Origin of the sequence: Streptomyces sp. NPDC051976 (genome assembly GCF_040680795.1) — a bacterium.
In the GTDB taxonomy this organism is placed as follows: domain Bacteria; phylum Actinomycetota; class Actinomycetes; order Streptomycetales; family Streptomycetaceae; genus Actinacidiphila.
In genome coordinates this window covers 1-17319 of record NZ_JBFAXL010000081.1, presented here as the reverse complement: position 1 = coordinate 17319, position 17319 = coordinate 1, and the positions used below count along the sequence as shown (strand labels likewise).

At 73.7% G+C, this 17319-nt stretch carries 9 protein-coding genes; 6 read left to right on the top strand and 3 right to left on the bottom strand.

Annotated elements, in window-relative coordinates:
* Positions 1 to 267: 267 nt before the first annotated feature.
* The 3 genes from tmk (at position 268) to AB0M29_RS41055 (ending at position 7887) form a co-directional block, all read left to right on the top strand.
* Positions 268 to 3381, top strand: a complete 3114-nt coding sequence (gene tmk / locus AB0M29_RS41065) for a dTMP kinase (RefSeq protein ID WP_365392004.1) — start codon at positions 268 to 270, stop codon at positions 3379 to 3381.
* 308 nt (positions 3382 to 3689) lie between these two features.
* Entirely contained in the window at positions 3690 to 7064 is a 3375-nt protein-coding gene (locus AB0M29_RS41060) for a BTAD domain-containing putative transcriptional regulator (RefSeq protein ID WP_365392002.1), read from the top strand.
* A 52-nt stretch (positions 7065 to 7116) separates the two neighbouring features.
* Positions 7117 to 7887 carry a DsbA family oxidoreductase gene (locus AB0M29_RS41055; protein WP_365392000.1) on the top strand — a complete coding sequence of 257 codons (771 nt, stop codon included), beginning with the start codon at positions 7117 to 7119 and terminating at the stop codon, positions 7885 to 7887.
* Here the strand turns inward: AB0M29_RS41055 and AB0M29_RS41050 are convergent.
* The gene (locus tag AB0M29_RS41050; protein WP_365392025.1) at positions 7874 to 9673 is read right to left on the bottom strand and encodes a sigma-70 family RNA polymerase sigma factor; all 1800 of its coding nucleotides are present in this window, start codon (positions 9671 to 9673) and stop codon (positions 7874 to 7876) included. The two genes, AB0M29_RS41055 and AB0M29_RS41050, sit on opposite strands and share 14 nt — an antisense overlap.
* Positions 9674 to 9992: 319 nt before the next feature.
* Entirely contained in the window at positions 9993 to 10910 is a 918-nt protein-coding gene (locus AB0M29_RS41045) for a helix-turn-helix domain-containing protein (protein ID WP_365391998.1), read from the bottom strand.
* 296 nt (positions 10911 to 11206) lie between these two features.
* On the opposite strand from AB0M29_RS41045, the gene AB0M29_RS41040 reads away from it, so the two are divergent.
* On the top strand, positions 11207 to 12670 hold the full coding sequence (locus AB0M29_RS41040) for an NAD(P)/FAD-dependent oxidoreductase (RefSeq protein ID WP_365391996.1): 1464 nt from the start codon (positions 11207 to 11209) through the stop codon (positions 12668 to 12670).
* A 159-nt stretch (positions 12671 to 12829) separates the two neighbouring features.
* Positions 12830 to 14722 carry a SpoIIE family protein phosphatase gene (locus tag AB0M29_RS41035; protein WP_365391994.1) on the top strand — a complete coding sequence of 631 codons (1893 nt, stop codon included), beginning with the start codon at positions 12830 to 12832 and terminating at the stop codon, positions 14720 to 14722.
* Between the two features lie 194 nt (positions 14723 to 14916).
* On the opposite strand, the gene AB0M29_RS41030 is transcribed toward AB0M29_RS41035, so the two are convergent.
* Positions 14917 to 16227, bottom strand: coding sequence for an MFS transporter (locus tag AB0M29_RS41030; RefSeq protein WP_365391992.1), 1311 nt, complete (start codon positions 16225 to 16227; stop codon positions 14917 to 14919).
* Between the two features lie 116 nt (positions 16228 to 16343).
* Between AB0M29_RS41030 and AB0M29_RS41025 the strand changes: the two genes are divergently transcribed.
* Complete coding sequence (locus AB0M29_RS41025; RefSeq protein WP_365391990.1) at positions 16344 to 16904, top strand: MarR family transcriptional regulator; 561 nt, start codon at positions 16344 to 16346, stop codon at positions 16902 to 16904.
* Positions 16905 to 17319: the final 415 nt, after the last annotated feature.

Sequence of the window (17319 nt, the reverse complement as noted above, 5' to 3'; positions counted from 1 at the left end):
GCGGGGACGCTCCCGGGCACGCCGGTAGTGCCCCGAAGGGGCGCGGGGAACTGCGCGCTCAGCCCTCGACGGGCTGTACGTCACCACCGGCCCCAGAGGGGCAGATCGGTTGTCTCCCGACCACCGGGCCGGTGGGGGCTGGTCGCGCAGTTCCTCGCGCCCCTTTGGGGCGGGCACTTCCGGGGAGGTGGGGGCTTTCCGGGGGCACCCCGGAATGGGGAACCCCACGGGAGGTGTGGGTTTACGTGGTCCGGATAGGCTGTCGGGATGACGCGATCCGAGCAGCCGGCGCAGACCGCAGACGTGACTGAGGGGTTCGCCGACGAGTTGGCGGCGGACTCCCGTGAGCGGGCGGTCGGGGCGCTGCTGCGTATTCCGGCGCTGAGGAAGCTGTGGGGCGCACAGCTGACCGGGGCGGTGGCCGACCGGCTCGGCCTGCTGGTGCTGCTGGTGCTGACCGTGCAGGCGGCGATCTCGGCGGACTCGTTCGGCGGCGGCTACCGGGGTGTGGCCTTCGCGACGGCGGCCGTCTTCGGCGCGCGGCTGGTGTCGACGCTGCTGTTCGGGGCCGTGCTGCTCGGCCCGCTGTCCGCGCTGACGGCGGCCGACGGCCCGCTGGACCGGCGGTGGACGATGATCGGCGCGGACGCCGTACGTCTGGCGCTGTTCATCGTGGCGCCGCTGTGGATCAACTGGGTGCCGGGTTCCGCCGTCACCTGGCTGCTCGTCACCGCCTTCGTCACGGGGATCGCCGAACGGCTGTGGGCCGTCGCCAAGGACGGAGCGGCGCCGTTGCTGCTGCCGCCGCCCGGCGACACCTCGGTGCGCCCCGCGCCCGACCGGCTGGCGACGCTGCACCGGCTCGACCTGCGCACCAGCTTCGTGGCGCTGCCGCTGGCCGCCGCCGCGCTGGTCGTCGTCACGCTGGTCAACACGCTGATCGCGGTCGGCGTCGACTGGTTCCACCTGCACCAGGTCGCGCTGTCGTCGTACGTCGCCGCCGGGCTGTTCTCGTCCTCGATGTCGATGCTCTACCTGCTGGAACTGCCCTCGGGCAGCGCGGGCCGCCCCCACTCCCCGCTGGAGGGACTGCGGCTGCCGAAGGGCCCGGCGGGTGCGGAACGCGGCCGGACCGGCGCACTGCCGCTGCTCGTCCTGGCCACCGCCGCCGTCGCGGGCTCGATCGGCGCGGCGGTGTCCGTGTCCGTCCTGCACGCCGCCGACCTCGGCTTCGGCCCGACCGGCTTCGGGCTGCTCGTGCTCGCCCTCACCGTCGGTACGGTCATCGGCATCAGGACCGCCCCCCGTATGCTCCGCGGCCTGTCCAGGCGCCGCCTGCTCGCCCTGGCCATCGGCGTCACCGGCCTCGCCCTGCTGCTCACCGGCATCGTCGGCGACCAGACCACCGTGCTGCTGCTGTCGCTGCTCGCCGGATTCGCGGCGGGCGTCACCGCCAACACCGGGCACACCCTGATCGACCAGGAGGCCGAGGAGCAGCGGCGGGCGCGGACCACCGAGCACCTGCACGCGGTCGCCCGCGTCGTCCTGGCGCTCGCGGCGATCGCCGCCCCGCTACTGGCCGCCGCGATCGGCCCGCACCGCATCCACCACGGGCACTTCACCTTCGACCACGGCGGCGCGGCGTACACGCTGATGCTGGTCGGCGCGCTGCTGCTGCCGATCGCCGCGCTCGTCCTCGGCAAGACCGACGACCGCAGCGGCGTACCGCTCCGCCGCGACCTGCGTGAGGCGCTGCGCGGCGCGGAACCGGTCGCCGCGCCCGCCGCCACCGGCTTCTTCATCGCCATAGAGGGCGGCGACGGGGCGGGCAAGTCCACCCAGGTCGAGGCGCTCGCCGAGTGGATAAGGGCCAAGGGACACGAGGTCGTCGTCACCCGCGAGCCCGGTGCGACCGCCATCGGCAAGCGGCTGCGGTCGATCCTGCTGGACGTGTCGTCCGCCGGGATCTCGCACCGCGCCGAGGCGCTGCTCTACGCCGCCGACCGCGCGGAACACGTCGACTCGGTGGTCAGGCCCGCGCTCGAACGCGGCGCCGTCGTCATCTCCGACCGCTACATCGACTCGTCCGTCGCGTACCAGGGCGCCGGGCGCGACCTCGCGCCCACCGAGATCGCCCGGATCTCGCGCTGGGCCACCGACGGGCTCGTCCCGCACCTCACCGTGCTGCTCGACGTCTCGCCCGAGGCCGCGCGCGAACGTTTCACCGAGGCGCCCGACCGGCTGGAGTCCGAGCCCGCCGAGTTCCACCAGCGGGTCCGGTCCGGCTTCCTCACCCTGGCCGCCGCCGACCCCGCCCGCTACCTCGTCATCGACGCCGCGCAGGACCCCGAGGCCGTCACCACGGTCGTACGGCACCGGCTCGACCAACTGCTGCCGCTGTCCGCCCAGGAGATCGAGGCCCGCGCCGAGGCCGAGCGGGCCGCTGCCGCGGAGGCCGCCCGGCTCGCCGCCGAGGAGGCCGCCCGCAAGGCCGAGGAGGAGCGGCTGGAGCGGGAGCGGCAGGCTCAGCTCGAGAAGCTCCGCCGCGAGGAGGAGGAGCGGCGGCTCGCCGCGGAGGAGGCCGCCCGCCGCGAGATCGCCGAGCGCGAGGCCGCCCGCAAGGCGGAGGAAGAGCGCGTCCGCGCGGAGGAGGCGGCCCGGGTGGCCGCCGAGGAGGAGGCCCGCCGCGCCGCCGAGGAGGCGACCCGCGAAGCCGAGCAGGAGCGGCTCCGCCGCCTCGCCGAGGAGCAGGCCCGGCTGCGCGCCGAGGCCGAGGAGCGCCGCGTCGAGAAGCAGCGCAAGGCGGAGGAGGCGCTTCTTCGGGCCGAACAGGCCCGTGCCGAAGCGGCGGCTGCCGCGGCCGCCGCAGCTGCCGTGCTGGAGGCGGAGGCGGAGTCGGGGTCAGGGTCGGGGTCCGACGAGACGACGGAGCTGCGGGCGCTGCCGCCGGAGCCGGAGAGCTCGGACGCGGGCTCCGATGAGACGACGGTGATGAACGCGGTGCCGGCCGAGCCGGAGCCGGAGGCGGACAAGGGCTCGGAGCCGGGGGCCGATGAGACGGCGGTGCTGCCCGCCGTGCGCGAGGACGCGCCGGAGCCCGACGCGTCGGAGACCACCACGGTGATGCCGCCGGTCGTTCCGCCGGCGTCCGAGGGTGAACTCCCGCCGCCCGTGGGCGTCCCGGCCGACGACGATCCGGCCGACCGCGTACCCCCGTGGCTCTTCCGCCCGGACGACGCGGAAAACGATCGCACCCGCGAACTCCCTCACACCCCCCCGGCCTCCCCCCGCCGCCCCCGCCCCAACTGGGCCGAGGAAACCCCCCTCGACCACCTCCCCACCCTCGCCGACGAACTCCTCGGCCCGCACGACGAGGACTGATCGCTCACGCTTGCGGAAGGCGGCGCCTCGTTTTTAGGGGCGCGGGGAACTGCGCGACCAGCCGTCGACTGGCTGTACGTCACCACCGGCCCCAGAGGGGCAGATCGGTTGTCTTCGGACCACCGGCCGGTGGGGGCTGAGCGCGCAGTTCCCCGCGCCCCTTCGGGGCACTCCGGTGCCTGGTCCTCCGCGCGAGCAGCGCACCTTCCCCGCGCCCCTTCGGGGCACTCCGGTGCCTGGCCCACCGCAAGCGCGGCGCAGTGCGCCGGAGGCGGGAGAATGGGGCGGTGCGGTACGGGATTCTTGGGGTGACGGAGGCGTGGGACGCCGACGGCGCGGCGGTGCCGCTCGGCGGCGGGCGGCTCCGTGCCGCGCTGGCGGTACTGGCGCTGGGAGTGGGACGCGCGGTGCCGCCCGAGGCACTGATCGGGGAGGTGTGGGCGGGCGAACCCCCCACCGACGCCGAGGGCGCGCTGCAAGCGCTGATCTCGCGGCTGCGCAGGACCCTGGGCCGGGACGCGGTGGTGTCGGAGCCCGGCGGCTACCGGCTCGCGGCGGACCGCGACGCCGTGGACCTGTACAGGTTCGAGCGCATGGTGAAGGACGGCGAGGCGGAGTTGGCGGCGGGGGACGCGGCCGCCGCGGCCGGGACACTGACCGCGGCGCTCGCCCTGTGGCGCGGCCCGGCCCTCGCGGACCTGCCCGACCGTACGACCGCCGCGGCCCGCCCCGAGGCGCTGCGGCAGGCGGCGCTGCGGCACCGCTTCGAGGCGGACCTCGCGCTCGACCGGGCCGCCGACGCGCTGCCGGATCTCCGGGAGGCGGTGGCCGCCCACCCGCTGGACGAGCCGTTCCGGGCCCAGCTCATCAGGGCGCTGAGCGCCACCGGCCGTGACGCGGACGCGCTGGCGGCGTACGACGAGGCCAGGACCGTACTCGCCGAGACGCTCGGCACCGATCCCGGGCCCGAACTGCGGGCGCTGCACGCCCGGTTGCTGGCCGGGCCGACGCCGCCCGCTCCCGGGGCCCCGGCCGTGGCGCCCACCCGGCCGCCCGCCAGCAATCTGCGCGCCCGCCTCACCAGCTTCGTCGGGCGGGAGACCGATCTCAGGGACATCCGGCAGGACCTGGCGGCGGCCCGGCTGGTGACCCTGACCGGCCCCGGCGGCTCCGGGAAGACCCGGCTCGCGCAGGAAGCGGCGGAAGCGGCCCTGAACCTGCACCCGGACGGCGTCTGGCTGGCCGAACTCGCCCCGCTCGATGACCCGTCGGCCGTCCCGCACGCCGTGCTGAACGCGCTGGGACGTCGCGACACCCTCGTGCTGGGGAAGGTGCGCGACGCGCGCATGCAGGAGGCGTACGCCGAGGACCCGCTGGACCGGCTGCTCGAACACTGCGCGCAGCGAAGCCTGTTGCTGGTTCTGGACAACTGCGAGCACCTGATCGGCGCCGCCGCCGACCTCGCCGCGGAACTGCTCGCGGCCTGCCCGCGGGTGACCGTGCTGGCCACCAGCCGGGAGCCGCTGGGCGTGCCGGGCGAGATCGTACGGCCGGTGGAGCCGCTGCCGCCGCCGACCGCGTACCGGCTCTTCACCGAGCGCGCCGCCACCGCGCGGCCGGGCACCGCCGGCACGGGCGAGGACGGCGCGGACTCCGCCGCGGTGCGGGAGATCTGCCGCCGCCTCGACGGCCTGCCGCTGGCCATCGAGTTGGCCGCGGCCCGGCTGCGCGCCCTGTCGCCGCGGCAGATCGCGGACCGGCTGGACGACCGCTTCCGGCTGCTGACCAGCGGGAGCCGTACGGTGCTGCCCCGCCAGCAGACGCTGCGCGCGGTCGTCGACTGGAGCTGGGACCTGCTGAGCGAGCAGGAACGGACGACGCTGCGCCGCCTGAGCGTGTTCGCGGGCGGCTGCACGCTGTCCGCCGCGGAGGCGGTGTGCGGGCCGGAGGCGCTGGACACCGTCGCCCAACTCGTCGACAAGTCCCTGGTGTTGGCCGACCACGCGCCGAGCGTCCCGAGCGCCCCGAACTCTTCGGACCCGGCGGCCGCCGCGGGCACCACCCACCCCGGCGTCCGCTACCGCCTGCTGGAGACCATCCACGAATACGCCGCCGAGCGTGCGGCCGAGCACCCGGCGGACCTCGCGGCGGCCGAACGCCGCCACACGGCGTACTACCGTGACTTGGCGTGCACCGCCGATCCGCAACTGCGTGCCGCCGACCAACTCCACTGGCTGGACGTGCTGGAGACGGAGCTGGACAACATCCGCGCCGCGCTGAACCGCGCGGTCGAGACCGGCGCCGAGCCGGACGCGCTCACGACGGCGCTGGCGATGGGCTGGTTCTGGTGGCTGCGCAACTACCGCGACGAGGCCGACGTCTGGATCGAGCGGGTACTCGCCCTCTGCCCCGACTTCCCCGAGCGTCCCGCGCCCGACCCGGAAGCGGACCCGAAGGCGGACCAGAAGGCAGAGCAGAAGTCGGCCCCAGAGCCCGACTCCGCCGCCGACGACCTCTTCTGGCAGCGCCTCGACCTGCGGATGCTGCAGTTCTTCGTGAAGACGGACCGCGCGTCGGAGGAGCAGTGGGACTCGGAGGAGTACCTGACGACCGCGACTCGGCTGTCCGCGGAGTACGGCAGGGGCGGCCCGCGAGCCGCCCGCTTTCCCGGGCTGCTCTGGCCGTTCACCGCGTACCTGCTCGGCGGGGTGCGGGAGATCCACCGGCACACCGAGGCCGTGGTCGCCAACTGCCGTGTGTACGGCGGCGACTGGGAGGTGGCGGCCGCGCTGATGTTCCGTACGCATGTGACCGTCGACATGCCGGGCGGGGTGGCTCACGCGGACGCAGACTGGGACGAGCTGCAGCGGCTCAACGCCCGGTTGGGCGACCGCTGGATGCGCGCGCAGGTGCACGGCGCGAACGCCGAGATCGAGGTCGCCCGCGGCCAGTACGACGCGGCGCTCGCGGACTTCGAGGCCGCGCACCGGCTGGGGCGTGAGCTGGGCGCGTACGGCGAGGGGGCGTTCCTGCTGGCGCGGATGGGCGAGCTGGCGCACCGCAGGGGCGACGACGCCGCGGCGGCGAAGATCCTCAACCAGGCGGCGGACGAGGCCGAGCGCTACGGGGTGTGGGACGCCCGTACCTACATCCGCTACCTCCAGTCGGTGCTGCTGCTGCGCCGCGACGAGGTGCGCGCGGCCCGGGAGATGTGGGACCTGGCGATGGGGCAGGTCGCCGACGGCACTCCGCCGCCCGTCTTTCGTGTCCTGCTGCTGAGCCTGGAGGCGCGGATCATCGCGGCCGAGGGCGATCCGGAGGCGGCGCTGCGGAAGCTCGCCGAGGCCGCGCGGCTGGCGGTGGAGACGGGCAGCACGGAGCCGGTGGTCGGCGGACAGTTCGACGCCGCCGCGGATGTCCTGGTGGCGCTCGACGACCCGCGGTCCGCGACCTGGCTCTCCGCGGCGGCCTCGGCCGTACGGGGAGCGCTGCCGCGTACCGTCCCCGAGCTGGCGGCGGCCGGGACCGTCGAGCGGTGGGCGCGGGCCACGCTGGGGGAGGAGGCGTGGGCGGCGGCCGGCGCGGCGGGCGCCGTGCTGAGCCGTACCGAGGCGGTGGCCGCACTGGAGGAGCTGGTCGCCGGGCGTGCGGAGGCCGGGACCGGCCCCGCGCCCGGGGAATAGCGGAGACGCGGTCGCCGGTTACCCTTGTTTGAGAATTCAAGCAACGCCGGGAGTGAGTGGAACCGTGAAGGTCGAGATCTATTCCGACATCGCCTGTCCGTGGTGCTACGTCGGCAAGGCCCGCTTCGAGCGCGCGCTCGCCGCCTTCCCGCAGGCAGCCGCCGTCGAGGTGGTCTACCGGCCGTTCCAGCTCGACCCCTCGGCCCCGGACCAGCCGCTGCCGCACCGCGAGGTACTGGCCGCGAAGTACGGGCCGCAGTCCGTCGCCATGGACGACCGCATCACACGGCTCGGCGCCGACGAGGGTCTGAGCTTCGACTTCGACACCGTCCTGGAGAACAACTCCCTGCTCGCCCACCGCCTGCTCAGGCACGTGCTCGACGAGTACGGCCCCGACGCGCAGGCCCGCCTCAAGGGCCGGCTGCTGGCCGCGCACTTCGGCGAGGGCATGGACATCGGTGACCACGAGGAGCTGACCGACGCGGCCGTCGTCGTCGGCCTCGACCGCGACGGGATCGCCGCCTTCCTCGACGGCGACGACCTGCACGACGAGGTGCTCGACGAGATCGACGAGGCCCGGCAGCGCGGCATCACCGCCGTACCGACCTTCGTCTTCGAGGGCCAGTGGGCGGTCCAGGGCGGCCAGGAGTCGTCCACCTTCCTGCGTGTCCTGGAGCAGGTCGCGAAGGAGATCGCGGACCAGGACCAGGACGCCGCGTTCGGTACGGCCGCCTCCGACGCGGACGCTGCCGACGCGGACGCCGCCTGCGCCGACGGCGTCTGCGAGGTGCCGGACGCCGCCGCCCCGGCTAGGAACAGCTGATCACCGAGTCCGCCCAGTCCGCGAGGTTCGCGAGCGGCAGGCCCCTGCCCTCCGCCTGGACCACCAGGCGGAGCGTCTTGTAGCCGCTGATCGGCACGTGCAGCGGGACCGCCGGGTCGCCGCCGCGCACCACACCGGAACCCCACAGCCGGGTGCCGTCGCCGTACACGGAGAAGCGGGCCGCGCCGAAATGCCGCGTGAGGTCGTCGATCCCGGCGCGCGCGTCGTACGCCACGCAACTGCGGTGCAGGTCGATCGTCAGACTCGACGGGGCGTGCACGGTGAGGCCGTGCGCGTAACGCGTGCCGCCGATGCCGAGACCCCAGCGGTCCCACCACCAACTGCCCAGGGACGGGCGGATGGTGGGCCCGCTCTGGTCACCGAAACCGGTGACGCCCAGTGAGTTGAGCTTGTACGTGACCGGCGGGGGCGGCGGCGTCGGGGTCGGCGTGGGTGTGGGCGTCGGGGTGGGTTGCGGTGTGGGCGTCGGGGTCGGGGTCGGCTTCGCCGGGGGCGGCGGTTGCGGGCTGGGTGTCGGCTTCGGGGCCGGTTGCGGCGCCTGCGTCGGTGCCGGGCCGGCCGGCGGTGTCGTCTTCGCCGCGGGCGGCGGCACCGGCTGGGACTTCGGCGGTGGCGGTACGGGCGACGGCGGTGGCGGGGTCACCACCGGGGCCACCGCGGGCGGTTTGGGCTGTGCCTTGGGCGTGGCCTTGCCATGGCCGCCGGTGAGGGTCAGCGCGAGCGCCGTGGCCGCCGCCGCGACCACCACGGCCGCGGCGATCCCGACCTTCACGGGCGCCCCGAGCCCTTCGGCCGCCGCACCACCCACCGCCCCGGCGCCCGCTCCGGCACCCGCTCCGGACCCGGAACCCGCGGCCGCAGCGGCGACCCCTCCGGCGGCACCGGCCGCGCCGACCCCGGCGGCCACCGCCGCCACCCCGGCGGCCTTGGCGGCGTAGACGGCGGCGAACCAGCCGATGTACGCGACCGGAAGCAGCCCCTTCAGCGCCGAGTTGAGGTCGGCCAGCTCCAGCGAGGCGGCCGTGCACCGCTCGCACTCCTTCAGATGCCTGCTCAACTCCCGGTCCGCGCGCATCCGCAGGCCGCCGCGGGCATGCGCGCCGAGCCGGTCGGCGAACCGCGCGCAGCCGCTCTCGGTGGTCAGCGTCGCGCTGACATGCGCCTGGAGGTACGCCTGGCGCAGGCCCTCGCGCGCCCGATGGGCCAGCACGGCGGTCGCGTTGGGGGTGAGGCCGAGCAGCGGGGCGATCGCGCTGGGCGACTCGTCCTCCACCGCGGTGTGCCACAGCACGGTCTGCCAGCGCTCGGGCAGCGTACGGAACGCCTGGATGGCCAGCGTCTGTTCGGCCTCGTGCATGGCCTGGACGTCGGCGCCGAGGTCGTTGGCCTCCTCGGTGGCCGTGGAACCTGCCGCGGAGACCGCGAACAGCGCGAAGTCCTCGACGAGTTGCTCACGCCTGGCGGTGCTGCCCCAGGAGGCGGCGGCCCGGCGGACCGTGGTGAGCAGATACGCGCGCACCGCGGACTCGGGGCCGCTGCCGCCGCGGATCGCCTGCAGCGTACGGGCGAAGACCTCGCCCGTCAGATCCTCGGCGGTGTGCGCGTCGCGGCAGCAGGTGCGGGCGTAGCGCCGTACGGACGCGGCGTGCCGCCGGTACAGCTCCTCGTACGCGCTGTCCTGTCCGCCGCGCACCTTGGCCACCAACTCGGCGTCCGACAGCGCCGCCAGGGCGTCCGGGTCGGGGTGGCCCGCGGGCGTCGCCAGGTCGTCGTCGGCGGGGCCGCGGCTGGGCCCGGGGATCGTCGGCAACGGCTGGGTGGGGGCGTCGCGGCCGGGTGGTTCCTCGCGTGCGGCCGGATCGCGCTGTCCCGGCACCCTGCGCGAGGGCAGCCCGTCACCGGTCTCCTGGCCCGCTGCCGCCGCGCCGGATTCCCCGTTCGCCTCATCCACGGGGCAAGCGTGGCACAGCTGGGCCAGTTGGGGTCATGCGGTGCGGCGGAACCACTCCTCCGTGAGGCGATCGTTCACCGGTCCTCCACGCATCACCCGTTCGGGGCCGGGCCGCGTCACTCATGGGCGGGGGTCACGCGCACCCGACGCCCGGCCGCGGCCGCAGTCCCTCCAGCAGGATGTCCAGCAACCGCGCGGACGCCGCCGCCTGCTGTACGGGGTCGGGCAGGGCGGGCGCCGCCGTCGCGATCACCAGCAGCACATCGGCCACGGACACGTCGCCGCGCAACTCGCCTGCCTCCTTGGCCCGTTCGACGAGTTGGCCCACGACGTCCAGCAGCACGCGTATGCCGTCCTGGTCGCTCGCGGACTCGCCCGCCGGGTCGGTGGCGGTGGCGGTGGCCGTGGCGGTCGCCGTGGCCGAGGTGGTGACGGTGGCGGTCGCTGTGCTGGTGACCGTCGAGGTGGCGGCCTCCGCGCCGTTCGCGTTTCCGGGCCGGTCGCCGCCTCCGATGATCGGCCCGAGGCCGTCGGCGGCGACGGGGACCGTGGCCGTGGCGGCGTCCTCCTGGCCCGTGCTCTCGGCGCCGTCCGGCGAGGAGCCGTTCACCGCGAAGGGGCTGCGCTGCTGCGGTACCCGTACCGGATCGGCCGCGCTGTCCACCCGCAGCACCTGCGGCGGCAGCAGACGGCCCGCACCCGAGGCGACCGAGGTCCGCAGGAAGCGGGCGAGCGCGGACCATGCCTCGTCCTCCTGGCCGAGCGCCGTACGCGCCTGCTCGGTCAGCCGCGCGGTCTCCTCCTCGGCGATCCGCCTGACCAGTACGTCCTTGCTGGGGAAGCGCCGGTACACGGTGCCCACCCCCACCCGCGCCCGGCGGGCGACATCCTCCATCGGGGCCCCGTACCCCAGTTCACCGAAGACTTCCCTGGCCGCACGCAGCACATGTTCGAGATTGCGCTGCGCGTCGACGCGCAGGGGTGCCGCCCGACCCGTCCCGACGACATCGGAGCCGGCGGCAGCTGTCCACTGAGAGTCCTGAATGTGCATATGTGTATCCCCCGGAAATTTTTGCGTCTCCCCCCGGAGACTCCCCACCCATGGCGATCGGCTGTGCGCGTCTCGCGCAGTTCTACGAGATACGAACATAGTTGAGGCAGGGTCAAGAATGAAGAGGCTGTGATCCGCAGGCCCGCTTCCCCGTTCGGCGCAACGCGGAGTGACATGTTGCCCCGGGGCCTTTGCCCGCTGATGTGCGCCTCGCTGACCTGGCGGATCGCCGATTTCCCGGAATCATCACATCCGCCCTGTGGACAAACGGCTATGGTCCATTGCGTCATGGAGCAATGACGGACTCGGCGGCCATGGCCAAGGCAAGCACACCGCGCATTCTTGTGGTGGGCGGTGGTTACGTCGGGTTGTACACCGCCCTGCGGCTCCAGCGGAAGCTGAAGCGCGGCGAGGCCGAAGTCGTGGTCGTCGAACCCCAGCCGTACATGACCTACCAGCCCTTCCTCCCCGAGGCCGCCGCCGGGTCCATCTCGCCCCGGCACGTGGTCGTGCCGCTGCGCCGTGTGCTGGACAAGTGCCGGATCGTCGTCGGGGAGGCGCAGTCCGTCGACCACACGAAACGGGTCGTCACCGTCGTCACCCCGGCCACCCAGGAGGAGGGCGGCGGCGCGCTGGAACTCCCGTACGACCAGCTCGTCCTCGCGCCCGGCTCGATCTCCCGCACACTGCCGATCCCGGGTCTCGCCGAGTACGGCATCGGCTTCAAGACCGTCGAGGAGGCGATCGGGCTGCGCAACCACGTGCTGGAGCAGCTCGACATCGCCTCCTCCACCCGTGACGCCGACATCCGCGAGGCCGCCCTGACCTTCGTGTTCGTCGGCGGCGGCTACGCCGGGGTCGAGGCGCTCGGCGAGCTGGAGAACATGGCCCGCTACGCCGTGCGCTACTACCACAACGTCCGGCCCGAGGACATGAAGTGGGTGCTGGTCGAGGCGACGCACCGGATCCTGCCGGAGGTCGGCGAGGAGATGGGGAAGTACGCGGTTCGCGAGCTGCGCGGGCGCAATGTCGACATCCGGCTGGACACCCGGCTGGAGTCCTGCGAGAACCGCGTCGTCGTGCTGTCCGACGGCGCCCGGCTGCCGACCAGGACCGTGGTCTGGACGGCCGGCGTCAAACCGCATCCCGTCCTCGCCGCCACCGGTCTGCCGTTGACCGACCGCGGCAAGCTGCGAGCCGAGGCCACGCTCCGGCTGGCCGAGACCGACGGCGTCTGGGCCGCCGGTGACGCCGCGGCCGTCCCGGATCTCACCGCCGAGAAGCCCGGTACGGACTGCGCGCCCAACGCGCAGCACGCCGTCCGCCAGGCGAAGGTCCTCGCCGACAACGTCGTCGCGCAGCTCCGCGGCCGACCGCTCAAGGAGTACCGGCACAAGTACGTCGGCTCCGTCGCCTCCCTCGGCCTGCACGAAGGCGTCGCCTACCTCTACGGGCGCAAGCTCAAGGGCTACCCGGCCTGGTTCATGCACCGCGCCTACCACCTGAGCCGCGTGCCCACCTTCAACCGCAAGGCCAAGGTGCTCGCCGAGTGGATCCTCTCCGGGCTCTTCAAGCGCGAGATCGTCTCGCTCGGCTCGCTGGAGCATCCGCGCGCGGAGTTCGAACTCGCGGCGGGCGGGCATGGGGGGCACGGCGGGCATGGGGGGCATGGCGGGAATGGCGGGCGTGGCGGGCATGGGGGCCCCGGTGGGCCGGAGCGGAAACCGGGCTCTCCCGAGGTGCCGCCGGAGGCTTCCTGAGACGGTGCGGCGGTCGCTTCGGCAGCGTGCCGGGGGACGCGCGGGCGACGTGCCGCGTGCCTCGCGATTCCCTCCCGAGCCGCCGGTCGGCCACACTGGTCGGATGACCCCGCGTGCGTCAGCACCAGCAAAGAGTGACAAAAACGAGGAATCGGACGTTTGAACCTCACGCGTTGGAGCGGCCGGCTCCCCGGAACACAGCGACGCAGTGCCGTACCCGCTGCGCGGGGCAAACGCGGTGACGGCGCGGCCAGTGGTGCCGCCGGCGCGGCCGGGGCGGGGCCCGACGCGGCGCCCGACCTGGCGCCCGGTACCCCGTCCGGAACGGAGGCGGATGCCGCGGGTGGCGCCTCTGCTGGTGGTGCCGTTTCCGGGGCCGGGGCCGGGGCCGAGGCCGGTACGGCGCCCGGAGGCGCGACGGCCGAGGCGGTACGGAGCGCCGCGGGGCACGACACCGCTGTACGGGGCGGGTCCGGGACCGGGACGGGCGCCGGCGCTGCCACGGCCGGCACCTCCGGCATGGAGGGCTGCCTCGCCGCCGACACCGGCGTCACCGGGCTCCTGAGCCGGCTCCCCGCGCTCATCGCCGTCACCCACGGCCCCGCCCACCGCGTGGCCTTCGTCAACGACGCGTACACCGACCTCTTCGGCCCCCGCGCCACCGGCGCCCCGGCCCGCGACGCCCTGCCCGAGCTCGACGAACTCGGCCTCCTCCCGCTCATGGACCAGGTCCACCGCAGCGGCAAGCCGCGCACCGTCAAGGCCCGCAAGGTCACCCGGTCCGACGACTCCACGTCCGCCCGGCAGAGCTACTTCACCTTCACCTGCACCCCCGTCCAGGCCGACGACCGCGACCCCGAACGCCGTGGCGTCCTCGTCTTCGCCGCCGACGTCACCGACCAGGTCCAGTCCGCCGAGCGGCTCCGCGAGAGCGAACGCCGCCTCCACGAGACCGCCGTCACCCTCCAGCGCAGCCTGCTCCCGCAGGAACTCGAACAACCCGACGACCTGCGCGTCGCCGCCACGTACCAGCCCGGCGGCAAGGACGCCGCCGTCGGCGGCGACTGGTACGACGTCATCACGCTCGGCGCCGGGCGCACCGCGCTCGTCATCGGCGACGTGATGGGCCGCGGCGTACGCGCCGCCGCCGTCATGGGCCAACTCCGCACCGCGGTACGGGCCTACGCCCGGCTCGACCTCCCGCCGCACGAGGTCATCCAGCTCCTCGACGGCCTCGCCTCGGAAATCGACGCCACCCAGATCGCCACCTGCGTCTACGCCGTCCACGACCCCAGCGAGGGCCGGCTCTCCTACGCCACCGCGGGCCACCTGCCGATCCTGATCCGCGACCCCGACGGCACCGTCCGACGCACCGACGAGCCGACCGGCCCGCCGCTCGGCACCGGAGGCTGGATGCACAGCTCCGGCTCCGTCCCGCTCGGCCCCGGCTGCACCGCCGTGCTCTACACCGACGGCCTCATCGAGCGCCGCGGCGAGGACATCGACGAGGGCGTGGAGTCCCTGATGCGGGCGCTCGCCGGCGCCACCGGCGCGCCCCAGGTGATCTGCGACCGCCTGATGCGCGCGCTGGGCGTCACCTCCGAGCACGACGACGACGTGGCCGTCCTCGTCTTCCAGTACCCCGACCACACCGGCAGCGACGCGGAGCTCTTCCGCAACGCCTCGCTCGAACTCCTCGGCGGTGTCGAGGCCGCGCCCCGGGCCCGCGCCTTCGCCTCCGGGGTGCTCGCCTCCTGGCGCTTCCCCGTCGAACTGCGCGACCTCGGCGTCCTCGCGGCCAGCGAACTGGTCGCCAACTCGCTCAAGCACGGCACGCCGCCCATGCGGTTGCGGCTCCGCCGCACGGATCGCCGACTGATCATCGAGGTCACCGACGGCGACGACCACCTGCCTCGGCGCCGCCGCGCCGAACCCGGCGACGAAGCCGGGCGCGGCATCTCGATCATCGCCACGGTCGCCTCCGCCTGGGGTTCCCGGCGCACCCCGGGTGGCGGCAAGGCCGTCTGGTGCGAGTTCGCCCTGCCGGACTGAGCCTTGGGGGTGGGTCGGTGCCGCCCCGGGGTATCTCCTCGGGTGGCGAACGCTCACGCACCCCGTTGGCGCGGCGTGCCTACGTGTTCGCCACCCTGCGGGGACACCCCGAACCGTCCCCTCCGGGGCGCTGCCCGACCGCCCGCCGGTGGGGCGGGCTGTCAGGGCTGGTTGCGTCGGCGGGTGGGCGGTGGTCAGGCCGGTATGCGCTCGGCTTCGGGGGCGGGGCGCGGGCCGGACTGCGCGATGATGCGTGTCGCGCGGTACGGGCTGTCCTGGGTTGGGGTGAGGCGGCGGCCCATGCGCAGTGCGGTCACCGAGATGCCGAGGGAGAACAGGACCAGCATCACGATGTACGCGCTGTAGGCGCCCATTCCGGCCATGAGGCCACCCGCGGCGGGCCCGAGGGCCAGCGCGAGCTGCTTCACCAGGGCGAAGGCCGAGTTGTACTGCCCGACCATCCGCGCCGGCGCCAGGTCGGCCACCAGCGGCGCGACGGTCGGCGCCAGCATCGCCTCGCCGAGCCCGAACAGGGCGTACGTCGAGATGATCGCGGCGACGGCCATGGCGTGGCTGCCGTGCACGACTCCGGACGCCCCGGCAACCAGCCAGGCGACCGTCCAGATCAGGCCCACGAGGGCGATGACCCGGCTGCGCCGCCGCTTCTCGACCAGCCGCAGCACGACGAACTGCGCGAGCACGATCACCGCGGTGTTGGCGGCGAGGGCGATGCCGAGGGTCGCCGGGGATATCCGGGTGACCTCGACCGCGAACGCCGACAGGCCCGACTCGAACTGCCCGTAGCACGCGAAGAACATCACGAAGCCGAGCACGCAGACCATCACCATCGCCCGGTCACGGACGAGCAGGCGCCAGCCACGGGACGGCTGGTCCCCGGCGGTCAGCAGCGCACCGTCGCCGTGCGGGACATGCGGGGCGCGGGGCATCCGCGCCGTGGCGACCACGGCGCCGAGCACCAGGAACATCGCCGCCTCTATCGCGAAGAGCCGGATGAAGGAGGCCGGGTGCGCGGTGTCCACGAGGAGACCGCCGAGCAGTCCGCCGAGGCCCAGTCCGAGGTTGCTGAGGAAGAAGTTGGTCGCGAAGGCCCGGGAGCGCGTCGCGGGCGTGGAGCACCAGACGATCATCGTGGCGAGTGCGGGCTGCACCACCGCTATCCCCGCACCGAGCGCGCCCGCCGCCGCGATGACGACCGGCTCGCTTCCGGACAGACCGAGGCCGAGTGAACCTGCGGCCGCCAGCACGGTGCCGAGGACAGCGACAGGCACGGGGCCCCGAGTGTCGATGACCCGCCCGGTGAAGGGCAGCACGAACAGCGCCGCGACGGCGAACGTCGCGAGCACCACGCCCGCGGTACCGGCGCCGAGGCCGCGTACCTGCGAGACGTAGATGAACGTGAACGGCACGGTGAAGCCGTTGCCGAAGGCACTCAGTGCGGTGCCGAGCTGGATCCGGCGCAGGGCTGCGCCCATCGCGGTGGTCACACTCACCCCTCTAGGTCGGGAAGCTTCGGGTTGAAGACTTCAGAGCTAAACTTTGAAACTAAAGAGTACACAGCGAAGGGCTTTAGGGCAATGTGGTTTCGTGCGATACTCGGGGCATGACCGCAGCCGCAGGTTCCGCGGGGACGCCGCAGGAGCTGGACCTCGACGCGCAGATCGCCGCGTACCAACGAGAGTTCCCCGAGGTCGACCCGCAGATAGAGAAGGTGGTCACCGCGCTCGGACGGCTCAACCGCCGGATGAACGTGGCGTACGGCCGACAGCTCGTCGACCTGGGCATCAGCAGCTCCGAGTGGGAGGTGCTGAAGGCGCTCGTGGTGGTCGGCAGGCCCTACCGCCTGGGCCCCGGCGATCTCGCGAAGCGGCTCGGCCTCACTCCCGCCGCCATGACCCACCGGATCGACCGCATGGTCACCGAGGGCCTGGTCACCCGGGAGCGGGACGAGGCGAACCGTGTCCGCGTGATCGTCGAGCTGACGGACGAGGGCCGGGAGAAGTGGCTGCAGACCATGCGACTCGCCGCGGCGTTCGAGGACGAGCTGCTCCAGGACCTCACTCCGGTGGAGCGCACGGCGCTCGGTGAGATCCTCACCCGTCTGCTGCGCCGCGTGGAGGACAGCCAGCCCGACGCGGGCGGCCGGCTCGAAGACCTGGACTGACCGGTCCGGGTTGACATGGGCGATGTGGGTGCGTAGTGTCCTTCGAGTTGTCCGACGTGAGCGCCGACCCCGGTCGGTCCCCGGACAGCCATCCCGCAGGAACCTTTCGACTATGAACGACGGCCTCGTGTCGTCGTCTTGCTGTCGTGCGCTTGTGTGTTCTTGCGGAATGCGTGGAGTTTCGTTGAACCGGAGCCGATTTGGTCGCGGGGAACGAGTTCCGCTAAAGTCTCACTCGTCGGAACGGCCGAACGGCCGGAAAGACAAGCCCCGCTGACTGGGGGTCAGACACTGAAAAGAGTCTGATAGAGTCGGAAACGCGAAGGGAAAGCCCGGAGGGGCCGGTGAAACGGTCCTGATGGAAGCTTCCGTTCCTTGAGAACTCAACAGCGTGCCAAAAGTCAACGCCAGATAT